The following is a 19,477-nucleotide window of genomic DNA, read 5'->3' as shown; positions in this document are numbered from 1 at the left end:
CCGCACAACCAACGAGACCGAACTGGGCAGGCTCATCCCACGCGCAAATGATGCTCCAATGAGTGCGAAGCGCCGGAGATGCTCAAGGCGAGCCTTAGCATCGACGAAGCCCGCCGGATCTCCGTGCGAGTCATCGGCGTCACGAAGTCCGAAGGCGGAGGAGGCCCGTCGATCGGTCAACCTCGTAGTTGGCGTCTCGAAGGAGTCGCGTGACAGCGCTCAGATCGATGGCTGACAGGTCCCATCCTTGCCGAAAGCCTTCGCGTACCAGCTCCACGTAGCACTGGCTCGGACTGACGTCGGCGCTCGACGAGGCGATATCGCGAACAGCAGTCGCCACGTCTGCAGGCGCTGGCGGTGCAGTCTGCGCCGAGGGGCAGCCAGCGGTCATGGTCAGCATGAGATCGACCGTCGCGACGTGCTCGAACCCGGACGCGAGCCCTTTGACCGAGCGCTGGCCTTTATCGAGCGTCGCGATGAGTTCGGGCACGACCACGAGTCCGGCATCGGCAATCGCCCGCTGCAGCAGGCGCCAGACGGCACCGCTGCTGTTGCCGAAGAGCAGCGTGATGTGGCCATGAGGCTTGAGCACACGACGGCACTCGCGCAGTGCTTCTGTCAGGATGTGCTCGTATCGATCTGCCGACCGGTAGCTGCCGGTATCGGTCCGATCGACGACTGCTTCGAGCCCCGTTTCGGTGAACTTCCCGCTTGGCAGCCAGGCCTCTTGGAACAGGTTCATGTCGGAGTAGAAGATGTTGGACCCGAAGGGCGGGTCGGTGAAAACGTAGTCAACTGATCCGTCGTCGAGCGGCAGCGACGTGGCACTCGCGATCTCGTAGGTGACCTGTTCAGCTAGACCATCCTCCGACAGCCGTCGTTCGAGGCGGCGTTCGCGTATCCACGCGTCAGAACGGGCCACTGCTTCGACCTTGCGAGAGAACAGATCGAACACGTTCCATTCGTAAAAGACTGGTGCGACGTAGTAGTTGGCGTTGGCAGCGTTCAGTGGCCGCTGGCGCGACCATTGATACCGCTTGCTGGCGCGGGTCAGGATTGCCGTGAACGCAAAGCGGAGCTTGCCGCGAATCGCTTCGTCGCCGGTTGCTTCGATGGCGTCACGCAATGCCGCAAGTGCGCAGAGGTTCCGCCGACTGTAGAACGCCGCCGTTGACGTGAGGCCGTGACGACCGAGCGCCGATGCTTGGTACATCTGGCGAGACGGCTCAATGGGGACATCGGGCCACGTCAGCCCGTCCGCACAAGGTGTTACCGGCGGTTCGGTCCATGGCTGTTCGCGTTGTTTCGGCGAGCACGAGCAGGCGATTGAATTCAGGACCGGTTCCTCGCCGACTCGGGATGAACGGCTGCTGATCGATGCTGCGCAGCGGCTGCATTGCATCTGTGGTTTGTGCCAGTCGGCGTCTCGAAGCGCCTCGTAGTAGTTGACTTCATTCCCGCACGCATCGCATCGCATCACGGCTGACCAGATTGACTTTGCCGTCTCGGCGGGCACACCGCAGTCAGCACACGGCACGCGGTAGAGGTCACCAACGGTCGCGCGCGCCCGCTTGATGGCCGCTGCCCCCTGGCACCGCAACGTGTCGGCGTCGACAAGGTTGACGTAGTTGCGACCGATGTGGTGACCGAGCACGGACACGTCGAATAGACGCGCCTGCCGTCCCGCCGCGAGTGCGGCGACGCCAGTCATACCCGATCCTGCAAACGGGTCGAGAACCACATCGCCCGGTGCTGTCATCGCCTCGATGAACGGAATCACTGCGGTCACCGGCACTTTCGTCAGGTACGCGTGGGCCATGTAGACAGGGTCAGAACGCTTCACGGCGACAGCCGTGGGCAGCGAGTGCGCCGCCCCGCTGTCGAGGCGGAAAAGCTCCGCCTGCCCGTTTGAGGCGGCTCTAGCGTGAGCGTGTGCGGGCATGTGTCACATCATGCCGGAGAGAGCAGGCCCAACGATGGGATTCAAAGAAGACGCCGACTTCGCCCGTTTCGTGGCGATGGGTGCCGTAGGGGCAGCCGCGGCGGCCGATGATCTGCGCGATCGCTATGGCCATGAACCCATCGAGTTTGAGCGGTACGCCATGGCCAACAAGGTGTGGCAGTCCAAGGTGAAGCGTCTCCGGCTCCCTGATCTCCTCTGCGCGCGCTGCGGCCTTCGAGTCGAAGCCCGAGCGAAGTCGAAGTTGGCGATTGTGCTCTCGCACTCGGACGTCCCAGGCCGCGGATGGGATGACGGGGGGATGCGCGACTCAGACCTGTTCGCGTTCATGCGCGTCGATTCGTCGTCGGGCACTTTTCCCCCCACCGTTGCCGAACCGATGTGGTTCTCCACGGCGGCGCTGCGCGCAAGCACGGACCACACCCGCCGGTCCAATCCCAATGCTGCTTCTGAAGGCTCTGAGGTGACGATGACTTGGCCCTGCTGGGTGCCGAGTTCAGGGGGCACGTTTGAAGGAGTGGACGACGATGACCGCATCGTGTGGAGCAACGACGCAGGTCAGCGAAAGCTCTACTGGCACTGGAGATACTGGACGGGTCAGCGCCATCTCTACCTCCGACCCGGTGACACGTTCGAGCCTGGTGCCCACATCGTCGCTGGCATCGTCGAGCCGCCTACGTCGTTGATTTGCCCGGGTCAAACGTGGAACGTGGCAGATGCACTCCAGGGGTCGGATGCTGTCGAGCGCCTCGCGGCAGTGCGGGCAACCAGTGCCATGCACGAAATCGATGCGTCCGCGCGGCTCGTCGCGGTGGCGCTGGATGACGGGGAGGATTGGCGCGTCGCCCTCGAGGCCCGCGTCGCTCTTGCCAGGCGCGAGCCGGAGCGCTGGGTACCGCTGCTGGCAGCCGGTGCTAGCGCCGACACCGAGCGGGAGCAGTCGATGGAGGCCGTTCTCGCCCTCACCGAGGTGAACGCGTCCGAAGCACTCGACGCTCTCTGTGACATCGCTGCACGAGACAGCCTGCACTCCGATGTGCGCGCCGCTGCTGCGTGGGGCATCGGACAGGGCGCTGCCGCCAACCCAGAACGCTTGATGCCGATGGTGTTAGACACAGACCCACTTGTTGCGTTCCACGCTACGGGAGCCGTCGATGCCGTCTCCGATGCAATGAGCGTGGAGTTGCTGGCTTGGCTGGGCAGCGGCGATCAGCGGAGGGCAGCGGCTGCTGCGAACGTGCTCGCGCGAAACAGGAGGGTCGATGTACTGCTCGATGCGTATGAGCAAGACGAGGAACCGACCCGGAAATGGGCCATCTACGCGCTCGGAGGCATGGAGGCGTCCATCGTGAGATCGCGAGCCCAAGCTCGCATGACTGAGGAACTCCGCGCCGCACTGGAGCCGATGTGGCTCAGAGAGCTCGACTGGTTGCAGACTGACGACGATCCCCTCGCAGCCCTCGACCTACAGAAGGTCAGGTTCGATCCGCTGCGCCCGTCACTTGACGACATCGATCGGAACAGACCTGCGAGTGCGTGAAGGAGTCTTGCGTTGCGCTAGGCAGGCCAGTCGGTGAGGGTCACCAGGTCAAAAACGGCACTGGCGGGGTCGGCCACGGTCGCAGCACGGCCCGGTCCGAAGTCGAACGGCGGCACGATCACGTTGCCCCCGTTGGTCGCTGCGGTGGCGCATGCGGCATCTACGTCGGCGGTGCCGAGTGAGACACGCCAGTGCGGCGGCACGCCCGCAGGCAGCGGCGCCATCGAGGTGCTGGCGACCGGTGCTCCGTCCAGTGTGAACAACACAGGTCCGTCGGGTGCCTCGTCCATCGCCCCGGCCTTCCAGCCGAACACCTCGCTGTAGAAGGACGCTGCGGCGTCGTTGTCGTGGGTGGAGACCTCGGCCCAGGTGAAGGCACCGGGGGCGTTGACGATCCCTGCACCGATGGCACCCAAAGGTGTCCACGTGCAGAACACCGCACCGGTCGGGTCAGCGGCAATGACCATGCGGCCCGCGGCGTTCGGACCCGGCTCAGGCACGTCGATGGCGGGTCGCATGACCGCCCCTCCCGCTGCAGCAACTTGGCCGGCGAACCCGTCGGCATCGTCCACAGTGATGTAGACGTTCCAGCAAGGCGGGACGCCTTCGCTGACCATCTCGGGCGGCATGTCGAACACCCCAGCGGCCGGGCGCCCGTCCACGACAGCCATGACGTAGTTGATCTCGCCGGTGGGGTCGCGCTCGTAGTCCCAGCCGAGCACCGCTGCGTAGAAGTCGAGCGCGCTCTCAACATCGGTTGTGGCCAAATCAATCCATGAGGGTGTTCCGGCCCTATGGCTCTCCCGAATAGGCATCGCGGCACTCCTTTCGATAGCGACTACTGGGTGGGCGCGAGCGCACGGCGCAAGGCGATGGCGGTGAATTCTTGCGCTTCGTGGGCCTGGCTCACGAAGCGGGTCATGCCGAAGAAGCCGTGGAACTGTCCCGGGTACTCGAGCAGCGTCGTGGGAACGCCAGCGTCGGCGAGCTTCTGCGCGTACTCGACGCCTTCGTCGCGCAGGGGGTCGTGGCCGGCCACGATGACGAGCGCGGGCGCTGCCCCAGACGGGTCGTCGACTGCGAGCGGAGCGGCATAGGGGTTCTTGCGCTCTGAGGTCGGGCAGTAGTGATCGTCGAACCAGGCCATGGTGGCGCGGGTCAGCAGGTAGCCCTCGGCGTTGGCGATCATCGAATGAGTGTCACGGTCGAAATCGGTGACCGGGTAGATAAGCACCTGCAAGGCCGGCTGGCCGCAGGCCTCGCCGTTCGCAGCGGCGTCGCGGCACATCAGCGCCACGGCTGCGGCCAGGTTGCCGCCTGCGCTGTCGCCGCCGACCGCCACCCGTGCCGGGTCGATGCCCAGCTCCGCCGCGTTGTCGATCGCCCACTGAGTGGCAGCGCAGCAGTCATCGGATGCCGCCGGGAATGGGTGCTCGGGTGCGAGGCGGTAGTCCACCGATACGGTCATCACGCCGGCCAGCATCGTGAGGGCTCGGCAGGTGCGGTCGTGGGTCTCGATGCTGCCGACGACCCAGCCGCCGCCGTGGAAGTACACGAGGCAACCGAGCGTCCCGTCGTCGGAAGCTGTCGCCGCACCGCCACCGGGCCGGTAGATCCGCACACCGATGTCGTTGCCGTCGGGGCCAGCGATCGTCCGGTCTTCGGTGCTGGCAACGTCGACGAGCTCCCCGGAGGGGGGCATCTCTTCGAATCCTTGGCGGGCACGTTCATGGCCGACCTGTTCGAACGTCGGCCGGCCCAAGGCGTTGAGTTGGTCGATAACAGCTGATGCTTCGGCTTCGAGAGTCACGGCGGCGAGCATAAGAGGCCGCGCCGAATGGTGCAGCAGACGTCTGCGTGCCAGGGGTCGGGAACGCCGCGGCCCGCTGTCGTACGCTGAGACAGGCACGACGGCTCAAGCTGGCGGCTGCGACGACGGGGGCACGACATGGGTGATCTGCTGATCTCAGGCGGAACGCTGATCGACGGAACAGGGGCCGCGCCGCGCCGCGCCGACGTGCTCATCAGCGACGGTGTCGTCGCCGAGATCGGCGAGACGCCCGCAGCGCTGTCAGGCCGCCGGGCCGACCGCACGGTCGACGCCGAAGGCCACGTCGTGACGCCCGGCTTCATCGACGTGCACACCCACATGGACGCCCAGATCGCCTGGGATCCCATGGGGGAGAGCTCGTGCTTCCACGGCGTGACCACCGCCGTGATGGGCAACTGCGGCTTCACGCTGGCGCCGGCCCGATCTGACGCTCGGCATCTCGTTGTCCGCAACCTGGAGCGGGCCGAAGACATTTCCGCCGAGGCCATGGCTGCGGGCATCGACTGGACCTGGGAGACCTTCCCCGAGTACCTCGACTTCGTGGATGCCACGCCCAAGGGCATCAACTACGCCGGCTATCTCGGCCACTCGGCACTGCGGACCTGGGCCATGGGCGAGGCAGCTTTCGACCGCGGCGCCAACGACGACGAGCTCGCGCTGATGCTGGGTCAGCTGCGCGACTCGCTGCGCGCCGGTGCCATCGGTTTCACCACGTCCATCTCGTACAACCACGAGACCGCCGACGACCGCCCGGTTGCCTCGCGCCTTGCCGAATGGTCAGAGATCGATGCGCTGGTCAGCGAGATGGGCGTCATGGGCGCCGGCATCTTCGAGTTGGCGAACCACGGTGACTTGCGCTCGCGTGACGCCGAGCGCAACGACGCCTATGTCGCCAAGATCGTCGAGCTGGGCGCTCGCACTCGCGTGCCGATCACCTACGGCATGCTTGCTCCGTCCAGCGAAGACCACCACTGGAAGCCGGTGATCAAGCTGCTCGACGGCATCAATGCAGCCGGCGGCATCTCGTGGGGACAGGCGCACTCACGCTGCCTCGGCACGCTGCTGTCGTTCAAGACCTCGCTGCCGTTCGACGCCCTGCCGCTGTGGCGCGAGCTGCGGGCAGGCTCACGGGGCGAGCAGTGGTCGGCCCTTCGAGACCCCGCGATTCGCGCTCGTCTCGTCGACGAGGCCGAGCATGGCGACTACGGGCGCGCTCTCGGGCCCGAAGCCCGCAAGCCCATCTGGTCCCACATCTATCCGCTGACCCGACCGTTGCCGCCATTCCGGACGATGGACGTGATAGCAGCCGAGCGTGGCGTCTCGCCGATGGAAGCGTTCGTCGATCTTGCGCTCGACAGCGACTTGGAGATGTTCTTCGTCCAAGCCCTCGCCAATCAAGACCAAGACTTGGTGCTGCACCTGCTCAAGCACCCCCGGGCGATCCCCACGTTCTCCGACAGCGGTGCGCATGTCACCCAGATCATGGACTCGTCGCTGCAGACCCACCTGCTCGGCCACTGGGTGCGTGACCGTCAGGAATTCACGCTCGAAGACGCCGTGCACCGCATCACCCAGCTGCCCGCGGCGGCGTGGGGCTTCGATGACCGTGGTGTGCTGGAAGTGGGCAAGGCGGCCGACGTGAACGTGTTCGATCCCGACACGGTGTCGCCGGACATGCCCGAGCTGGTGCACGACCTGCCCGCAGGCGCCTCACGTCTTCGTCAGACGGCCACGGGTTTCGCCGCCACCATCGTCAACGGCGAGATCATCACCGAGCACGGCAAGGTGACAGGTGCCGTTCCCGGTCGCCTGCTGCGGGGCCCGTTGGCCCGTTAGGAAACCGGCTCTGGTCGGTTGGTGATTCGGGACAGCACTTCGTCCTCGGGCAGCAGGCGACCGATCAACATAGCGGTGTCCTTCTCGACTGCCATCACAGCGCGCCGCAGCTCGGTGCACTCGGCCTTGAACTCGGCGCGTAGCTCGGCGATCTCAGCTCTCATCTCGGCCTTGAACTCGGCCATCTCGTTGCGCATCTGGTCAAGCTGTCGCCGTTGACTCACGAACATCGCTATCAGCAACGCGATGATGACGCTGCTGAAGATGCCGGTCACGAGGGTTTCCACTGCACTCATCATAGGACTCCCTGCGATTGGCTCTCGATGCGGATGGATCGTCGCATCGCAACGTTACACAAAAACTATTGAAACACACTGTAATGTATCAAAACACTGCGGCTCGCACAGGTGATCCGGCGCCATGCGGCGCTCTGTGCACTCAGGCGACGCCGGGATTGGGGCGGTTGCCGACGTACGCGCTGCCGTAGTTGGGCTCGCTGAACCAGTCGATGTCGGCAAGAGCGTTCGCAAGATCATCGCGGGCGTCAATCCATGCAGCGACCAGCCGGTCTTCGGCTTCGTAGTCGAACGGGTCGCCCAAGCGCTGCTCGAGGGGTCCGCCGCGTTCCGGTGGGTTCTCGGCGAGCCATCGGGTCGCTGATCGCCAAGCGTCCACCGGCGCCAGCACGTCGCGGTAGCCGAGATCGCGCATGGTCGGCCCGATGTCGAGCACCCGGTGCGTCGTCGACCAGCTGCCCACCAAAGGCCGTGCCGGCGCTGCGAGGTCGTAGGGCAGTGACACCAGCTCCCAGCTGTGGCCGAGTTCGTCGGCGACAACCTCGGCGATCTGCGCAATCGACAACGCAGAGGAATCCGCCACGTTGTAGATGCCGCCCAGTGCGGCGACGGGCGCCTCGCACGCCAGCAGCGTGGCGTGAGCCGCGTTGCCAATCCAACCCTGGCTCTTCACGGTCAGGCCGCCATCGGCCACGATCACGTGCGGTCGGCGGTCAAGCGCCCGCCGCACCAGTGGCCACTCGCGCGGCAGCGGCTGGCGGGGCCCGTAGAGCTGGGGGTAGCGCAGGTGGATGGCCTGCGGGTGGTGCTCGAAGACGGCCTCTTCGGTCACCCGGATCATCCTCAGCTTGCGGAACTCTTCCCCGTCGCCGACCAGGGACGCATCATGCGCGAGCGGCACGGTCATGCCAACGGGGAACAAGTCGTCAGGACTGCCGAAACCCCGGTACACACCCACGCCTCCTATCGAGACGAAGTGCCCGCAGCGGCCCGCGAGCAGCGGCGCCAGCATTCGCAGCCGTCCGTACATGACTACGGCGAGGTCGAACGACTCGTTGCCGAGCGCTTCGGCGGTGGCGGAGCCGTCAAACGGATCGGTGTGGATGTGGCGCACTTCGGGGCCGATCAGATCGGTCTCGTGCCGGCCCGTGTGCACGATGGTCACCCCGAAGCCGCGTTCGATGAGCCCGTTGACGACGAGCGGGCCCGTCGGGCCGGTTCCTCCGATGACCAGTGCCGTGCGCTGTGCGGTCATCGACTCATTCTGTCCGCCAGCCGGCAATTTCATCGTGAGGTAATGCAGCGGCGCGACGTGTAGCTTCATGCGGACCACATTTCGCATTGACACGATGAGACCAGGGGGATGCTGTGGCGACCAAGGCTGGAGAGCGTCTGGACTTCGACGGCGGCGTACAGGTCATCGTCACCAAGGGCGGCGAAGCTGACATTTCAGCGTCTGCCGGTGGCGAGGGACTGAAGGTCGGCAAGCGCTACCAGGACGAAGACTCAGGCATCGAAGTGCTCGTCACTAAGCCGGGCGCGGTGACCTTGCAGTGCGACGGCAAGGACATGGCGCTGCAGGAGCCGAAGAAGACCAAATCGGCCGATTGAGGCCGATTGTTGGACACAGGGGCCGATTGAGGCCGATTGTTGGGCACGGGGCCGACTGAGTCCGACTCGAGCGACCTGCGCCGCCCACCCGAGGGGGTGGTGGCACCCTGAACCGCATCGAGCACATCCTGAGCGGCGGCGAGTTGGATCACGCCGCCGCCCGTGCGCTGGTCGACCTCTGCGCGTCCGCGCGCGAGGCGCGAGAGCCAGCAGTGCTTGTCCTCCGCAACGAACCCGGCACCGATTTCTGTTCGGGCATCAGCTTCGATCCCCTCGAGCTGCAACCTGATCCGGCGTCCGCGCTGGCAGCGGTACGGGGACCGGTCATCTGCGCCGTCAGCGGCGAGTGTTCGGGACCGGGACTGGAAATTGCACTCGCATGCGATGTCCGGCTGTGCGAGGCCGGTGCGCGCTTCGCTCTGTCTGATCCGCTGGAAGGCCGTCTGCCGTCATGGGGAGGCACGCAGCGTTTGCCTCGAGTGGTTGGGGCTTCCCGAGCGAGTGCCATGCTGCTGCTGGGACCGACTCTTGACGCACCGACGGCTCTGGAGTGGGGACTCGTCCATGCGGTGCCGGAAGATCTGGACGCGGACATCGACCAGTGGCTCGACGACTTGTCGGGCGCAGGTCCGTTGGCGCTCGAATTCGCCAAGGAAGCCGTTCACCGAGGGTCAGAGCTGCCCCTCGCGGACGGCCTGCGGCTCGAAGGCGACCTGAATCACCAGCTTGCCGCCACCGAGGACCGCGCTGAAGGCCTCGCCGCCTTCTTCGACAAACGCCCGCCCGACTTCGCAGGGCGTTAGCCATGCGAAGCATCAGATTCGGTGCAGGGCGTTAGCCGTGCGAAGCGTCAGATTCGGTGCAGGGCGTTAGCCGTGCGAAGCGTCAGATTCGGTGCAGGGCGTTAGCCGTGCGAAGCGTCAGATTCGGTGCAGGGCGTTAGCCGTGCGAAGCATCAGATTCGGTGCAGGGCGTTAGCCATGAGCGATTGGCTGCCGCCGGGTCTGTTCGCCTACGGCGCTGAGCTGGCTGCGGAAGTAGATCGTCGTCTGGGCCGCTCGGTCGTGGGCGACGGCACTTGGTGGATCGACATGCCCCGCCGGCTTGGCACCGCTGACGTGCCGAGCGAACCCGTCCCGTGGGTCGATGGTGCTCTGTGCATCAACCTCGGTCCTGACGACACCGCGACATGGCAGCGCTTCGCCGAGGTGCACCGGCACGAGCCTGATCCGGAAGCCATCGCCGTCGCTGCGCAGGAATGGCGGCTTCCGGTCACGCCATATCGCCGGCTGCCCGGCGCGCCCGCGCCACCGGTTGGGATCCCACAGGGCGCGGGGCAGCCCGCCACGTCCGGTATTGACGGGGTCTCGGTCGTCGACCTCACCTCGATGTGGGCGGGCCCGATGTGCACTGAACTGCTGGGCCGCTCCGGCGCCGAGATCCTCAAGATCACCTCGGCTGCGCGACCCGACGGTCTGAAAGGCTCGCCGATGTACGCCGAGCTCAACGAACACAAGATCGTGAGGAGATTGGACCTGCGGCAGCAGGCAGCTCGCGAGAGCCTGGACGCGCGGCTGGGCTCAGCAGATCTGCTCGTCACATCGCTCTCACCGCGGGCCCTCGCAAACCTCGAACTACTGCCACAGCAGCTCTGTGGCCGCCACCCGCACCTGCGCACCTTGGCAATCACCGCGTTCGAGCCGGACGCACCTGAGCGCGACTGGATCGCGTACGGCACCGGTGTTCATGCGGCATCGGGCTTGGGCTGGCTGACCGACGAACCGCAGGCGCCCGCGTACTCCTATCCGGATCCGCTCGCCGGACTGTGGGCAGCGTGCGTCGCGGCGGATCAGCTCGCCGGCGCCGCGGCCCAGCACACACGGGTGTCGCTGGCAGGCGCAGTGGCGCCGCTCGCAGGCCGCGCCGCCTGCAGCCGCGCCGGAGACTCAGCGGCTACCGCGGAGGGATCTGGTGGTGATCGGCATGGCTGAACGGGTCCGCCTCGACTTCGGCCATGACGGCGTAGCCACGATCACGCTCTGCCACCCACCGCTCAACATCTATGACCTAGAAATGCGCGACGGGCTCATCGAGGCGATCACCGCGGTGCGCGATGTGCCCGACGTGCGCTGCGTAGTACTCGTTGCGGAAGGCAAACACTTCAGCGTCGGTGCGGACCTGTCGGAATTCGGCACTGCCGAGGGGATCTTCGACGCCCGGCGGATCCGCTGGGATCGTGACCCGTGGCTCCCGCTGCTCAATCTGCCCGTTCCGACGCTGTGCTCATTGCACGGTTACGCCCTCGGTTCGGGCCTCGAGATGTCGCTGCTGTGCGACCTCCGCATCGCGAGCGCCGATGCGGTCTTGGGACTGCCCGAGACCAAGCTGGGGATGCTCCCCGCGGCCGGCGGCACCCAGAGCCTCACCGCAGCCATCGGACCGGCTGCCGCGCTGCCGATGGTGCTGAGCGGACGCAACATCAACGCAGCCGAAGCTCACCGACTGGGCATTATCGCCGAGGTGGTGCCAACCGATGATCTCGACAGCCGCACAGCCGAACTAGCCGGCCAGCTAGCCCGCATAGGCCAGCCGTTCGCCCGAGCGTTGCGCCGCTGCCTTCGCGCCGCCAACGACCTGCCGCTCACCGAAGGCCTAGCTGTAGAGCAACGCTGCGCCCGCCTTGTTGCCACCGGCTCCGAGGCCCAGGCACAGACGCCATAGCTGGGGAGGCGGCAGAAGACTCGGCGACGTTGTGACCGGTTCCCGAGTGGATGCACCGTGATGCGTCGATGACGTCGGCGAGAAATGCGGTGCGGTGCGCATCTCTCGCCTGCCGGATCACTGGTCGCAGAGGCTTCTTCCGTCTCCCCAGCGGGCGCGTATTCCGGCAAAGACCCTCAGCGGGAGACGACGCAGAACTCGGAACCCTCAGGGTCAGCCATGACGGTTGCCCGGAAGCCCAAATGTCCGGCCGTCTCTTCCGCTGCGGGCACCAGCAAGCTCGCGCCCAGGGCCACCAGGCGGGCGACTTCGCTGTCCATGTCACCGGTGAACAGGTCCAGATGCGCCCGCAGCTTTGCTGTCTTGGCCTCGGGCACTCGCTGGATGGTCAGGTGATTGAGCATGCGACTGCTCCCGCCGCCGTCGGACAGCGTGATGTACGGGCGGCCGTCGCCGACTCGTCGCGCAAATCCGAGCGCTGCCTGCCAGAAGTCGGCGATGCGTTCGGGGTCGGCGCAGTCGATCGTCACGCCCACCGCCCGCAGCTGTGGGTCAGCCTCGGCAGCGCCGCCAGCTGCGCTTGCCGTGTCCTCAGGGGCCAATTCGCTCATGGCAGCGGAACCTACTGCACCCGTTCGGTGCCATCAGCGGCGGGCAACGCAGGATCACAGACGAAGCGGATGGCTGGAATCTCGATGTCCCCCAGCGACACCGAGCAGCTCACGACCCAATAGGGATCAAGCAGCGGCTGCCCCCAAGCGCCGGCGTCGATGGCGTCGATTCGGGCGGCGAGCCGCTCGACTCGCGACGGATCGTGATGGGTCTCGACCTGCACGAGCCGGAGCCCCAAGGGCGTGTGCGCCAGGTTCATCGAGCCGACGTGTTGGAGGTCGCCGACCGACAGCGGATCAGGGTCGAGTGCATTCACCACAAGCATCGGCCCCGCACCGTTGTGAGCCGCCGTGACGCGGTCGGTCTCGCCGGCCGGTGCGACAGCCAGATCGACACCGTTGTAGTGGCGGCGCATCGCGACCTCGGCTCGCCGCGCGGGAAAGCCCAGCTGTGACCGCAGGCCGGCGACAGCATCGTCGGTGGATGCGGCTGCGCCCACGCAGAACGTCCGGGCGCGTGCACCGCTGCGACACACGATCCGGACGAACGCTGCGCTGAACGCTCCCCACGGGCTCTCGGACACGTTCCATGCCTCCAGCGACATGGCTGGCGGCACGATGGGGTGCAGCCCCGGCGGCAGCACGGCTTCACGCGCCGGGCGCCGCAACTCAGCGACCAACGACAGGCTGGTCACCCCGGCAAGCCGGACCGGCTCGGAGCTGAATGCTGAGATCTGTGGCGCATCTGCGGCCAGCTCGTCGACGGAAGCGGTCCCCGAGATCATCGGCTCACCCCCGCTGTTGCTGTCGACGGCTCGGCCGCGCCGGACGGGCCGACATCGGGCACGGTGGTCGGTGCCTCCACGCGGGCTGCTCGCTCGGCCGGAGTCTGGAATTGCGGGATCACCTCGGCGGCAAACAGCCGCAGGCTGTCGAGGACCTGCTCCTGGGGGATCATCTCCATGGCGTTGAGCAGGAAATTGATGCCGCTGACCCCGACGTCCTCCCACTTGCGGATCGTCCGCACGAGATGGTCGGGGTCGCCGATGCCGACGCCCTCGGGCAGACCTTTGGCCACGCTCGGATCATCGGCCGCCGCGTTGCCATTCGGGGCGCCGCGGCTGCGCAGCGCCGCGCCTGCGTTGCCGAGCGTCTGATACGCCCGTGTCGGGTACGCCTCACGGGTGAAGTACAGGTGCGCGTTCGACATGGAGAATGCGCCCACCATCGGCAGGCCCAGCGCCGCTGCTTGGCGGTAGTCCTCGTGGCAGTACAAGAAATTGAGCGTGTGGACCTGGTCGTTCACGAAGCTGCCGACCGGATCGCAGTCGGCAATCCGACGGTGGTACTCAGCGGTGCGCCGTTCCTGCTCGGCGAACGGCGCGGCGCTCACGCCCAGGCAGCCCAGTCCCCGCTCGGCGGCGTCCAGCTCGGTGCCGGGTGTGGTGACGGTCACCCACATCGGCGGGTGCGGCTCTTGGAACGGCTTGGGGATGACGTTGCGTGCCGGCATCTCGAAGCGGGCACCCTCCCAGCCGAAGTCGTCTTGGGTCCACATCTGGGGGATCACCCGCACGAACTCGTCCCACGTCTTCTTGGTGTCGTCGGGGTCGGCGCAGAATCCGCCGAGCTCGGTCCACGTGCTCGACCGAGCGGTGCCCAGCTCCAGGCGACCGTTCGAGATGATGTCGAGGGCCGCGGCCCGTTCGGCCACTCGGATCGGGTTGTTCATCTCGGGCACGCACACCACCGCGCCGTGGCCCACCCGGATGCGCTGAGTCTGCGCGGCGACAGCCGTCAGGAAGACCTCGGGAGCGGGACAGTGCGAGTACTCCTCCAAGAAGTGGTGCTCCACCGCCCAGACGTGATCGAACCCCAGCTCGTCGGCCACCCGGCACTGTTCGAGCGCGTTGTGGTACGTCAGCCACTCATTGGCCCGGCTGAACGGCCGCGGCACCGACAACTCATAGAAGATCCCGAACTTCATTGCGCTGTTCTAGCCCAGCAATGTTGTCCACCGTCGGGCCGGGATCCGATCGCCGGGCTGGGCTGCGTCAGATTTCGATGCGGTAGAGCTCGGCGGCGTTGAGGGACATGATTCGTTCGACGTCGGCGGTGGGGATTCCTTCGAGGGCTTTGGCCAGGTCGTGGTCGTCGCGGGGGTAGAGGCAGGTGGGGTGGGGGAAGTCGGTCTCGAACATCAACGACTGTGCACCGACGTAGTCCACGGTCGGCTTCACGGTGGACCGCTCGAACCAGAAGCAGCCGTAGAACTGCCGGCGGAAGTAGTCGGAGGGGAGCATCGAGAGGTCGGACAGCTCGTTCGGCGCCGTCTCGGCCATCTGGTGATCGAGAACTTCGAGGAAGAACGGCAGCCAGCCGACTCCGCTCTCGACGGACACGAACTTCACGTTCGGGAAGCGCTCAGGCACGCCGGAGTAGATCATGTTGCCCACGACCCGGGCGTTGCCCATGAACAGATTCGCGGAGCCCACCGCGAGGCGACGCTCGGGCCCGAACGACGGCCACGGCGCCTTGCCGTAGTAGTCGAGGTTGCCCTTCGACGAGCCGATGTGGAAGTTGACCGGCATCGCGAGATCCGAGCAGACCTGCCAGACCGGGTCCCAGTGGGGCATCGCCATGTCGGGCAGCCCGGCTTCCTCGGGATTGGAGCAGGTCACGATGCCGCGCAAGCCGTTGGCGTGGCATCGCTCGATCTCTCGCACTGCAGCGTCGAGATCCCACCAGGGCAGCAGCGCCATGCCGAACACCCGCTGGTTCGTCGCGTCTTGGAATTCTGCCAATGCATCGTTGTAGATCTCGACGGAGATGAGCCGCAGCGCATCGTCGGGCGACTTCAGGAAGTTTTGATTTCCGAAGCCGGCGACGTTGGGGTACATGATCTGAGCAGCGAGACCGAGCTCGTCGAGCATCTCGACCCGAGCCTGCGCGTCGTAGCTGGCGCGGTGCACCATCTCGTTGTCGAAATCGAAGAACACCGTGCCGGTGACCTTCTGGCCGTCGGGATCGACGACCGACGACGCAATGGGCAGCCCGATGGGGATCGAATCGTCGAACCACCAGCGGCGCTTGCCGTCGCGCTCGGTCATCCGCGGGACACGGTCGCGGTACTTCGCAGGCGCTCGCGACGTCCACAGGTCGTAGGGCTCGGACCAGTGGCTGTCGGTGTCGATGATCTTCAGATCGTCGAGGATCGTGCCGCTCATCGTCCTTGTGCTCCCCTTGCCCCTCGCCTCATGTCGTGTCGGGGAATCCGGACACGCTTGCCGTCGCCGTTTCGTGAAGCGGGCCGACGGCTGCGGCACCGCCGACGCGTCGATCTGTCAACCAGCCGCAGTCGCTGTTACCGGGCGGTCGCCGAACTCGGGCCGCTCGGTGCGGGTCTTCTTCAGCTCCCAGAAGCCGTCGATGTCCATCATGGCAGTCATCCCGTCCCACAGTTTGAGGGCGTCTTCGCCCTTGGGGGCTCGGGTGATCACCGGACCGAAGATGCCCACTCGCTCGCCGTCGCTGCGGTTCAGCGCGATGATCGGCGTGCCGACGTCAGTGCCGACCAGCGCCAAGCCTTCGTCCATGCGTGTGCGAATCTCGGCATCCCACTTCTCGTCGGTGGCTGCCTTGGCGTGTTCGGGATCGATGCCGAGTTCTTCAAGGGCCTTCGCGATGTCAAAGTCGCGGTCGCCGTCGTGGTGGATGCGGCTCGCAAAATCCCAGTACACGCCGAACACGGCGTCGTCGCCCTCGGCGGCCCGAATCGACTCCATCACCCGCAGCTGGCCGTGGGTGCCCACGACCGCGTCGTAATAGGGGCTGTCTGTCGGCGGCTCATTCTTGAACAGCAGGCTGATCGGCTGCCACTTGACCTTCAGGTTGCGCTCGGAAGCGACATCATCGACGACCCACCTGGCCGTCACCCAGCACCAAGGTCAGATGGGGTCGACCCAGAACTCGATCTCGGTCTCTGTGCCCGTGTCAGTTGCCATGCGGGCAATCTACCTGTGACGGGCACGAGCAGGCTGAGCCGACCGGCCAAGCCGCGCCCAGCGCCGCCGGCGAGTCGCTCGGCGCTGGGATCCGATGACGAGAGCGCGTACTGCGAGGAATCGGCAGGTTCAGTGCACATGTCGCCCGCGACGGCTACATCGAGGTGCCGTCGGGGTTCAGGTAGTCGCGGGTGATGTGACCTTCGTCGCACAGCGCCTGCCATTCGGCGTTGTCGAGGCCCAGGATTTGCCGGAACACGTACTCGTTGGCATCGCCGAGGATGCCGATCGGGCGCCACGGCATCTCGGGGCCGTCCCAGCGCCATTGGCGCCCGGGGAAGCTGTACCAGCCCTGCTCGACCGAGCCGTTCTGGCGAAACCAGCAGCGGTCGCCCATCTGGGGGTCGGTGCGCAGTTGCGATTCACGCATCACCGGCCCCGCGGGAACCCCGGCCTGCTGGCACCGGTGAAACACTTCGTGGGACGAACGGGCCGACGTCCAAGCCTCGATGCGCTCATCGATGTGGTCGTGGTGGGCAAGGCGACCGGCGAGCGTTGCCAGGCGTGTGTTTTGAGACAGCGGCGGGATGGTCGTGGCGGCACGGTCTGTTGTGGCACGGTCTGCGGCGCTCTCTGGCGGGCGGTCGCCGTCGATCAATCGAGCCAGTGCCAGCCAGTCTTCGTCGGTCTCACACGTGATCACCGCCCATTCGTCGACCTGGTCGGGGCGGGCGGTGTCGATTGCACAGCGATAGCAGCCTTGGGGGGCACGGGCCACCGAGCGATTGCCCAGCGGCTGGTGACGCGTGCCGTTGGCGGCGGCGTCGATGAAGTACTCCCCGATGTGCTGCATCACGTTCTCGGACTGCGAGAACTCGATGAGCTCGCCGACGCCGGTACCACCGGTGCGGGCGACGCCGTCGCGGCGGCGCAGGACCGCCAGCAGCGCAAAGGCGGCGGTGGCCGCGCTCGCAGGGTCCATGTGAAATACCGACGTGAGGCTGGTGGGGTTGTCGTCGTCGTAGCCGCGCAAACCGGTCAACCCGCACAATGCCTCGAAGTTGGCACCGAAACCCACCCAGTCCGAATACGGGCCCTCGAGGCCCATGGGCGGCATCCGCAGCACGATGGTGCGCGGGTTGACTGCGTGCACGGTTTCCCAGTCGAGACCCAGCTTCGGCAGAACGCCCAGCGAGTTGTTCTCGACGATCACATCGCTTTCGCGCACGAGCCGGTGCAGTGTCGAGCGGCCGAGCTCGGTCCGGGGATCGAGTGTGCAGCTCAGCTTCCCGCGGGCGTGGGCGCTGAACAGGTTCTGGCGGTTCCACGGGCGCCGCCCCGGATCGTGATCCGGATAGCCCGACAGCGGCCCCAGTTCGGGAGCGATCTCCCGTGGCGGCCGGACCATGAGGCCCCGCGTCGCGGTCGGGAACACATAGGGGTTGTCGACCCGGATCACCTCGGCGCCGAGATCGCCCAGATACATGGTGCAAGCCGGACCGGCCCATACGACGGTCAGATCGAGCACGCGGATGCCCGTGAGCGGCAAACCCCCGGGCGCCCGAGACGTTGGATCGGCGTCGACTCGGCCGACGCCGGCCGTTTGGCTTGTCGCTGCGTGGAAACGCGGATCGGCGAGTGCTCCCGCGGCGGCGCCTGTCGTCTCCTGCTCGTGTTCGCTGCGCTGCGTGGCCGGTGCGGCCACGGCCTCGCCATTCGGCTCAACTTCTGGGTCTGGGCTGCCGTTCGACTGACGGGCGAGGGTGGCGAGAGCGGCGCGTACCTCCGCATCGTGCTCGCCCAACAGCGGCGCGGGACGCGGGGCCGCCGATGCCTGTTCGGCTGGACCTGTCGGAGCGTCGCGATGGATGCGAAACGGCGCGCCGAGTTGATGGACCGTTCCCGCTGCGGGATGCTCGACGGGCACGAAGAAGCCACGAGCGGCGAAGTGCGGGTCGTCGAGCAGGTCGATCGGCGCGTTCAGCGGGGTGACGCCCCATTTGTTGACCTGTGCTGCGGCACCGACGCTGCTTTGGGTATGGCCGGCCAGCCACACGTACAGGGCCGTCTCCACCATGTCGGGAAGATCGGGATCGACCAGCCACGCCGGACTGGCGAACCGTTCAGCCAGCGAATCACCGCCGCCTGGTTCGCCGCCCAGTCCTGCGTCGGTGAGCGTTTGCACCATCCGCGGGGCCCACGAGGGCAAGGTGAACACCAGCGCCCATCCGTCTGCGGTGGGGTAGAAGCCCACCGGCGACGCACGTTGGGGCTGGCGCGGGTCTCGCCCGACATCAGTGCCGGTCCACGCCTCGTACAGCAGGTAGGACGCGCGCCGGTCGATGGTGCCGGCTTGGGCCTCGAATGCCGACACGTCAATGTGGCTCGGGCGACCGTGGCGCTGGCTCATCATGAGCGCAGCCAACGTCGGCACTGCTGCCAGGTTGCCGACCTGGTAGGAGGTGACGTCACCGCTGAGCTTCACTGGCTCGCGCTCATCGATGCCGGTGCCCCACATCGGGCCGCCCATCGCATAGGTGACGATGTCGCTGCCCCGGTAGCCGGCGTCGGCGTAGGGGCCGGCTTGGCCGAACGGGGTGATTGAGGTCAGCACAATGCCGGGCCGCAGCGTGCACATCACCTCGTAGCCGAGCCCGATCGAGTCGAGGTGACCCGGTGGGAAGGCCTCGACCACGATGTCGGACTCCGCCGCGAGCGACCCGACGAACTCGATGTCATCGGCGCTGGGTGACGGGCTGCCGATGTCGGCGACAACGCTGCGTTTGTTGGTGTTCAGGTGTAGGAAGAGCGGTGATCGTTCCAGGCTGTCGGCACCTTGCGGCGCTGTTGCGCTGTCGCCCCATGGACCATGACGTCGGGCCGGGTCCCCGCCGGGCGACTCCACCTTGATGACGTCGGCGCCATGGTCGGCGAAGAGCTTCCCGAGGTAGGGACCTGAGACGCCGGTCGCCAGCTCGAGTACTCGAATCCCGGCCAACAACTGGCTCACGGCTGCCTCCTCGGTGTGCCGTTTGCGATCGTGAGTTACGAGGGTAGGTGAGCCTTC

17 protein-coding genes are annotated in these 19,477 nt (G+C 66.5%); 6 read left to right on the top strand and 11 right to left on the bottom strand.

Translation table 11 applies throughout. The annotated features are described in order from the left end of the window. Positions 1 to 139: 139 nt before the first annotated feature. Positions 140 to 1,819 carry a DNA methyltransferase gene (locus ACOOF5_RS03590; RefSeq protein WP_420436701.1) on the bottom strand — a complete coding sequence of 560 codons (1,680 nt, stop codon included), beginning with the start codon at positions 1,817 to 1,819 and terminating at the stop codon, positions 140 to 142. A gap of 157 nt (positions 1,820 to 1,976) precedes the next feature. Between ACOOF5_RS03590 and ACOOF5_RS03585 the strand changes: the two genes are divergently transcribed. After that, entirely contained in the window at positions 1,977 to 3,500 is a 1,524-nt protein-coding gene (locus ACOOF5_RS03585) for a HEAT repeat domain-containing protein (RefSeq protein ID WP_420436699.1), read from the top strand. A gap of 17 nt (positions 3,501 to 3,517) precedes the next feature. Here the strand turns inward: ACOOF5_RS03585 and ACOOF5_RS03580 are convergent, their stop codons facing one another. Next, complete coding sequence (locus tag ACOOF5_RS03580) at positions 3,518 to 4,315, bottom strand: VOC family protein (protein WP_420436697.1); 798 nt, start codon at positions 4,313 to 4,315, stop codon at positions 3,518 to 3,520. 23 nt (positions 4,316 to 4,338) lie between these two features. Then, positions 4,339 to 5,310 carry an alpha/beta hydrolase gene (locus ACOOF5_RS03575; RefSeq protein WP_420436695.1) on the bottom strand — a complete coding sequence of 324 codons (972 nt, stop codon included), beginning with the start codon at positions 5,308 to 5,310 and terminating at the stop codon, positions 4,339 to 4,341. 138 nt (positions 5,311 to 5,448) lie between these two features. Between ACOOF5_RS03575 and ACOOF5_RS03570 the strand changes: the two genes are divergently transcribed. Next, positions 5,449 to 7,167, top strand: a complete 1,719-nt coding sequence (locus tag ACOOF5_RS03570; protein WP_420436693.1) for an N-acyl-D-amino-acid deacylase family protein — start codon at positions 5,449 to 5,451, stop codon at positions 7,165 to 7,167. On the opposite strand, the gene ACOOF5_RS03565 is transcribed toward ACOOF5_RS03570, so the two are convergent. Next, entirely contained in the window at positions 7,164 to 7,463 is a 300-nt protein-coding gene (locus ACOOF5_RS03565) for a hypothetical protein (protein ID WP_420436691.1), read from the bottom strand. The two genes, ACOOF5_RS03570 and ACOOF5_RS03565, sit on opposite strands and share 4 nt — an antisense overlap. A gap of 142 nt (positions 7,464 to 7,605) precedes the next feature. Continuing rightward, positions 7,606 to 8,787 (bottom strand): hypothetical protein, encoded by a 1,182-nt coding sequence (locus tag ACOOF5_RS03560; protein ID WP_420436689.1) that lies wholly within the window; start codon positions 8,785 to 8,787, stop codon positions 7,606 to 7,608. A gap of 44 nt (positions 8,788 to 8,831) precedes the next feature. Here ACOOF5_RS03560 and ACOOF5_RS03555 point away from each other — a divergent pair, with 44 nt between their 5' ends. The 4 genes from ACOOF5_RS03555 (at position 8,832) to ACOOF5_RS03540 (ending at position 11,795) form a co-directional block, all read left to right on the top strand. After that, positions 8,832 to 9,074, top strand: a complete 243-nt coding sequence (locus ACOOF5_RS03555; RefSeq protein ID WP_419840355.1) for a hypothetical protein — start codon at positions 8,832 to 8,834, stop codon at positions 9,072 to 9,074. A gap of 212 nt (positions 9,075 to 9,286) precedes the next feature. Next, the gene (locus ACOOF5_RS03550) at positions 9,287 to 9,877 is read left to right on the top strand and encodes an enoyl-CoA hydratase/isomerase family protein (protein ID WP_420436687.1); all 591 of its coding nucleotides are present in this window, start codon (positions 9,287 to 9,289) and stop codon (positions 9,875 to 9,877) included. 177 nt (positions 9,878 to 10,054) lie between these two features. Beyond that, positions 10,055 to 11,065 carry a CoA transferase gene (locus ACOOF5_RS03545; RefSeq protein ID WP_420436685.1) on the top strand — a complete coding sequence of 337 codons (1,011 nt, stop codon included), beginning with the start codon at positions 10,055 to 10,057 and terminating at the stop codon, positions 11,063 to 11,065. Next, complete coding sequence (locus tag ACOOF5_RS03540) at positions 11,058 to 11,795, top strand: enoyl-CoA hydratase/isomerase family protein (protein ID WP_420436683.1); 738 nt, start codon at positions 11,058 to 11,060, stop codon at positions 11,793 to 11,795. The genes ACOOF5_RS03545 and ACOOF5_RS03540 overlap by 8 nt, the downstream gene beginning before the upstream one ends. A gap of 176 nt (positions 11,796 to 11,971) precedes the next feature. On the opposite strand, the gene ACOOF5_RS03535 is transcribed toward ACOOF5_RS03540, so the two are convergent. The 6 genes from ACOOF5_RS03535 to ACOOF5_RS03510 form a co-directional block, all read right to left on the bottom strand. Then, positions 11,972 to 12,406, bottom strand: a complete 435-nt coding sequence (locus ACOOF5_RS03535; protein ID WP_420436681.1) for a VOC family protein — start codon at positions 12,404 to 12,406, stop codon at positions 11,972 to 11,974. A gap of 11 nt (positions 12,407 to 12,417) precedes the next feature. After that, positions 12,418 to 13,191, bottom strand: a complete 774-nt coding sequence (locus ACOOF5_RS03530) for a hypothetical protein (RefSeq protein WP_420436679.1) — start codon at positions 13,189 to 13,191, stop codon at positions 12,418 to 12,420. Continuing rightward, positions 13,188 to 14,393: an LLM class flavin-dependent oxidoreductase gene (locus ACOOF5_RS03525; protein WP_420436677.1), complete on the bottom strand. Its 1,206-nt coding sequence runs from the start codon at positions 14,391 to 14,393 to the stop codon at positions 13,188 to 13,190. The genes ACOOF5_RS03530 and ACOOF5_RS03525 overlap by 4 nt, the downstream gene beginning before the upstream one ends. 67 nt (positions 14,394 to 14,460) lie before the next feature. Then, positions 14,461 to 15,633 (bottom strand): amidohydrolase family protein, encoded by a 1,173-nt coding sequence (locus tag ACOOF5_RS03520; RefSeq protein WP_420436675.1) that lies wholly within the window; start codon positions 15,631 to 15,633, stop codon positions 14,461 to 14,463. Between the two features lie 117 nt (positions 15,634 to 15,750). Further along, the gene (locus ACOOF5_RS03515) at positions 15,751 to 16,341 is read right to left on the bottom strand and encodes a disulfide bond formation protein DsbA (RefSeq protein ID WP_420436673.1); all 591 of its coding nucleotides are present in this window, start codon (positions 16,339 to 16,341) and stop codon (positions 15,751 to 15,753) included. Between the two features lie 223 nt (positions 16,342 to 16,564). Continuing rightward, positions 16,565 to 19,420 carry a CaiB/BaiF CoA transferase family protein gene (locus ACOOF5_RS03510; protein ID WP_420436671.1) on the bottom strand — a complete coding sequence of 952 codons (2,856 nt, stop codon included), beginning with the start codon at positions 19,418 to 19,420 and terminating at the stop codon, positions 16,565 to 16,567. Between the last annotated feature and the right edge of the window lie 57 nt (positions 19,421 to 19,477).

The sequence above is a fragment of the Candidatus Poriferisodalis sp. genome (assembly GCF_965214215.1).
Taxonomy (GTDB): domain Bacteria; phylum Actinomycetota; class Acidimicrobiia; order Acidimicrobiales; family Poriferisodalaceae; genus Poriferisodalis.
The sequence above is the reverse complement of the archived record's forward strand: the minus strand, read 5'-3'. Positions and strand labels throughout refer to the sequence as shown.

What these genes read in the sequence shown, in the direction of transcription:
- ACOOF5_RS03590 (WP_420436701.1), bottom strand. Translation starts at nt 1,819, where the DNA reads ATGGCCCACGCGTACCTGACGAAAGTGCCGGTGACCGCAGTGATTCCG.
- ACOOF5_RS03585 (WP_420436699.1), top strand. Translation starts at nt 1,977, where the DNA reads ATGGGATTCAAAGAAGACGCCGACTTCGCCCGTTTCGTGGCGATGGGT.
- ACOOF5_RS03580 (WP_420436697.1), bottom strand. Translation starts at nt 4,315, where the DNA reads ATGCCTATTCGGGAGAGCCATAGGGCCGGAACACCCTCATGGATTGAT.
- ACOOF5_RS03570 (WP_420436693.1), top strand. Translation starts at nt 5,449, where the DNA reads ATGGGTGATCTGCTGATCTCAGGCGGAACGCTGATCGACGGAACAGGG.
- ACOOF5_RS03565 (WP_420436691.1), bottom strand. Translation starts at nt 7,463, where the DNA reads ATGAGTGCAGTGGAAACCCTCGTGACCGGCATCTTCAGCAGCGTCATC.
- ACOOF5_RS03560 (WP_420436689.1), bottom strand. Translation starts at nt 8,787, where the DNA reads ATGAAGCTACACGTCGCGCCGCTGCATTACCTCACGATGAAATTGCCG.
- ACOOF5_RS03545 (WP_420436685.1), top strand. Translation starts at nt 10,055, where the DNA reads ATGAGCGATTGGCTGCCGCCGGGTCTGTTCGCCTACGGCGCTGAGCTG.
- ACOOF5_RS03540 (WP_420436683.1), top strand. Translation starts at nt 11,058, where the DNA reads ATGGCTGAACGGGTCCGCCTCGACTTCGGCCATGACGGCGTAGCCACG.
- ACOOF5_RS03535 (WP_420436681.1), bottom strand. Translation starts at nt 12,406, where the DNA reads ATGAGCGAATTGGCCCCTGAGGACACGGCAAGCGCAGCTGGCGGCGCT.
- ACOOF5_RS03530 (WP_420436679.1), bottom strand. Translation starts at nt 13,191, where the DNA reads ATGATCTCGGGGACCGCTTCCGTCGACGAGCTGGCCGCAGATGCGCCA.
- ACOOF5_RS03525 (WP_420436677.1), bottom strand. Translation starts at nt 14,393, where the DNA reads ATGAAGTTCGGGATCTTCTATGAGTTGTCGGTGCCGCGGCCGTTCAGC.
- ACOOF5_RS03520 (WP_420436675.1), bottom strand. Translation starts at nt 15,633, where the DNA reads ATGAGCGGCACGATCCTCGACGATCTGAAGATCATCGACACCGACAGC.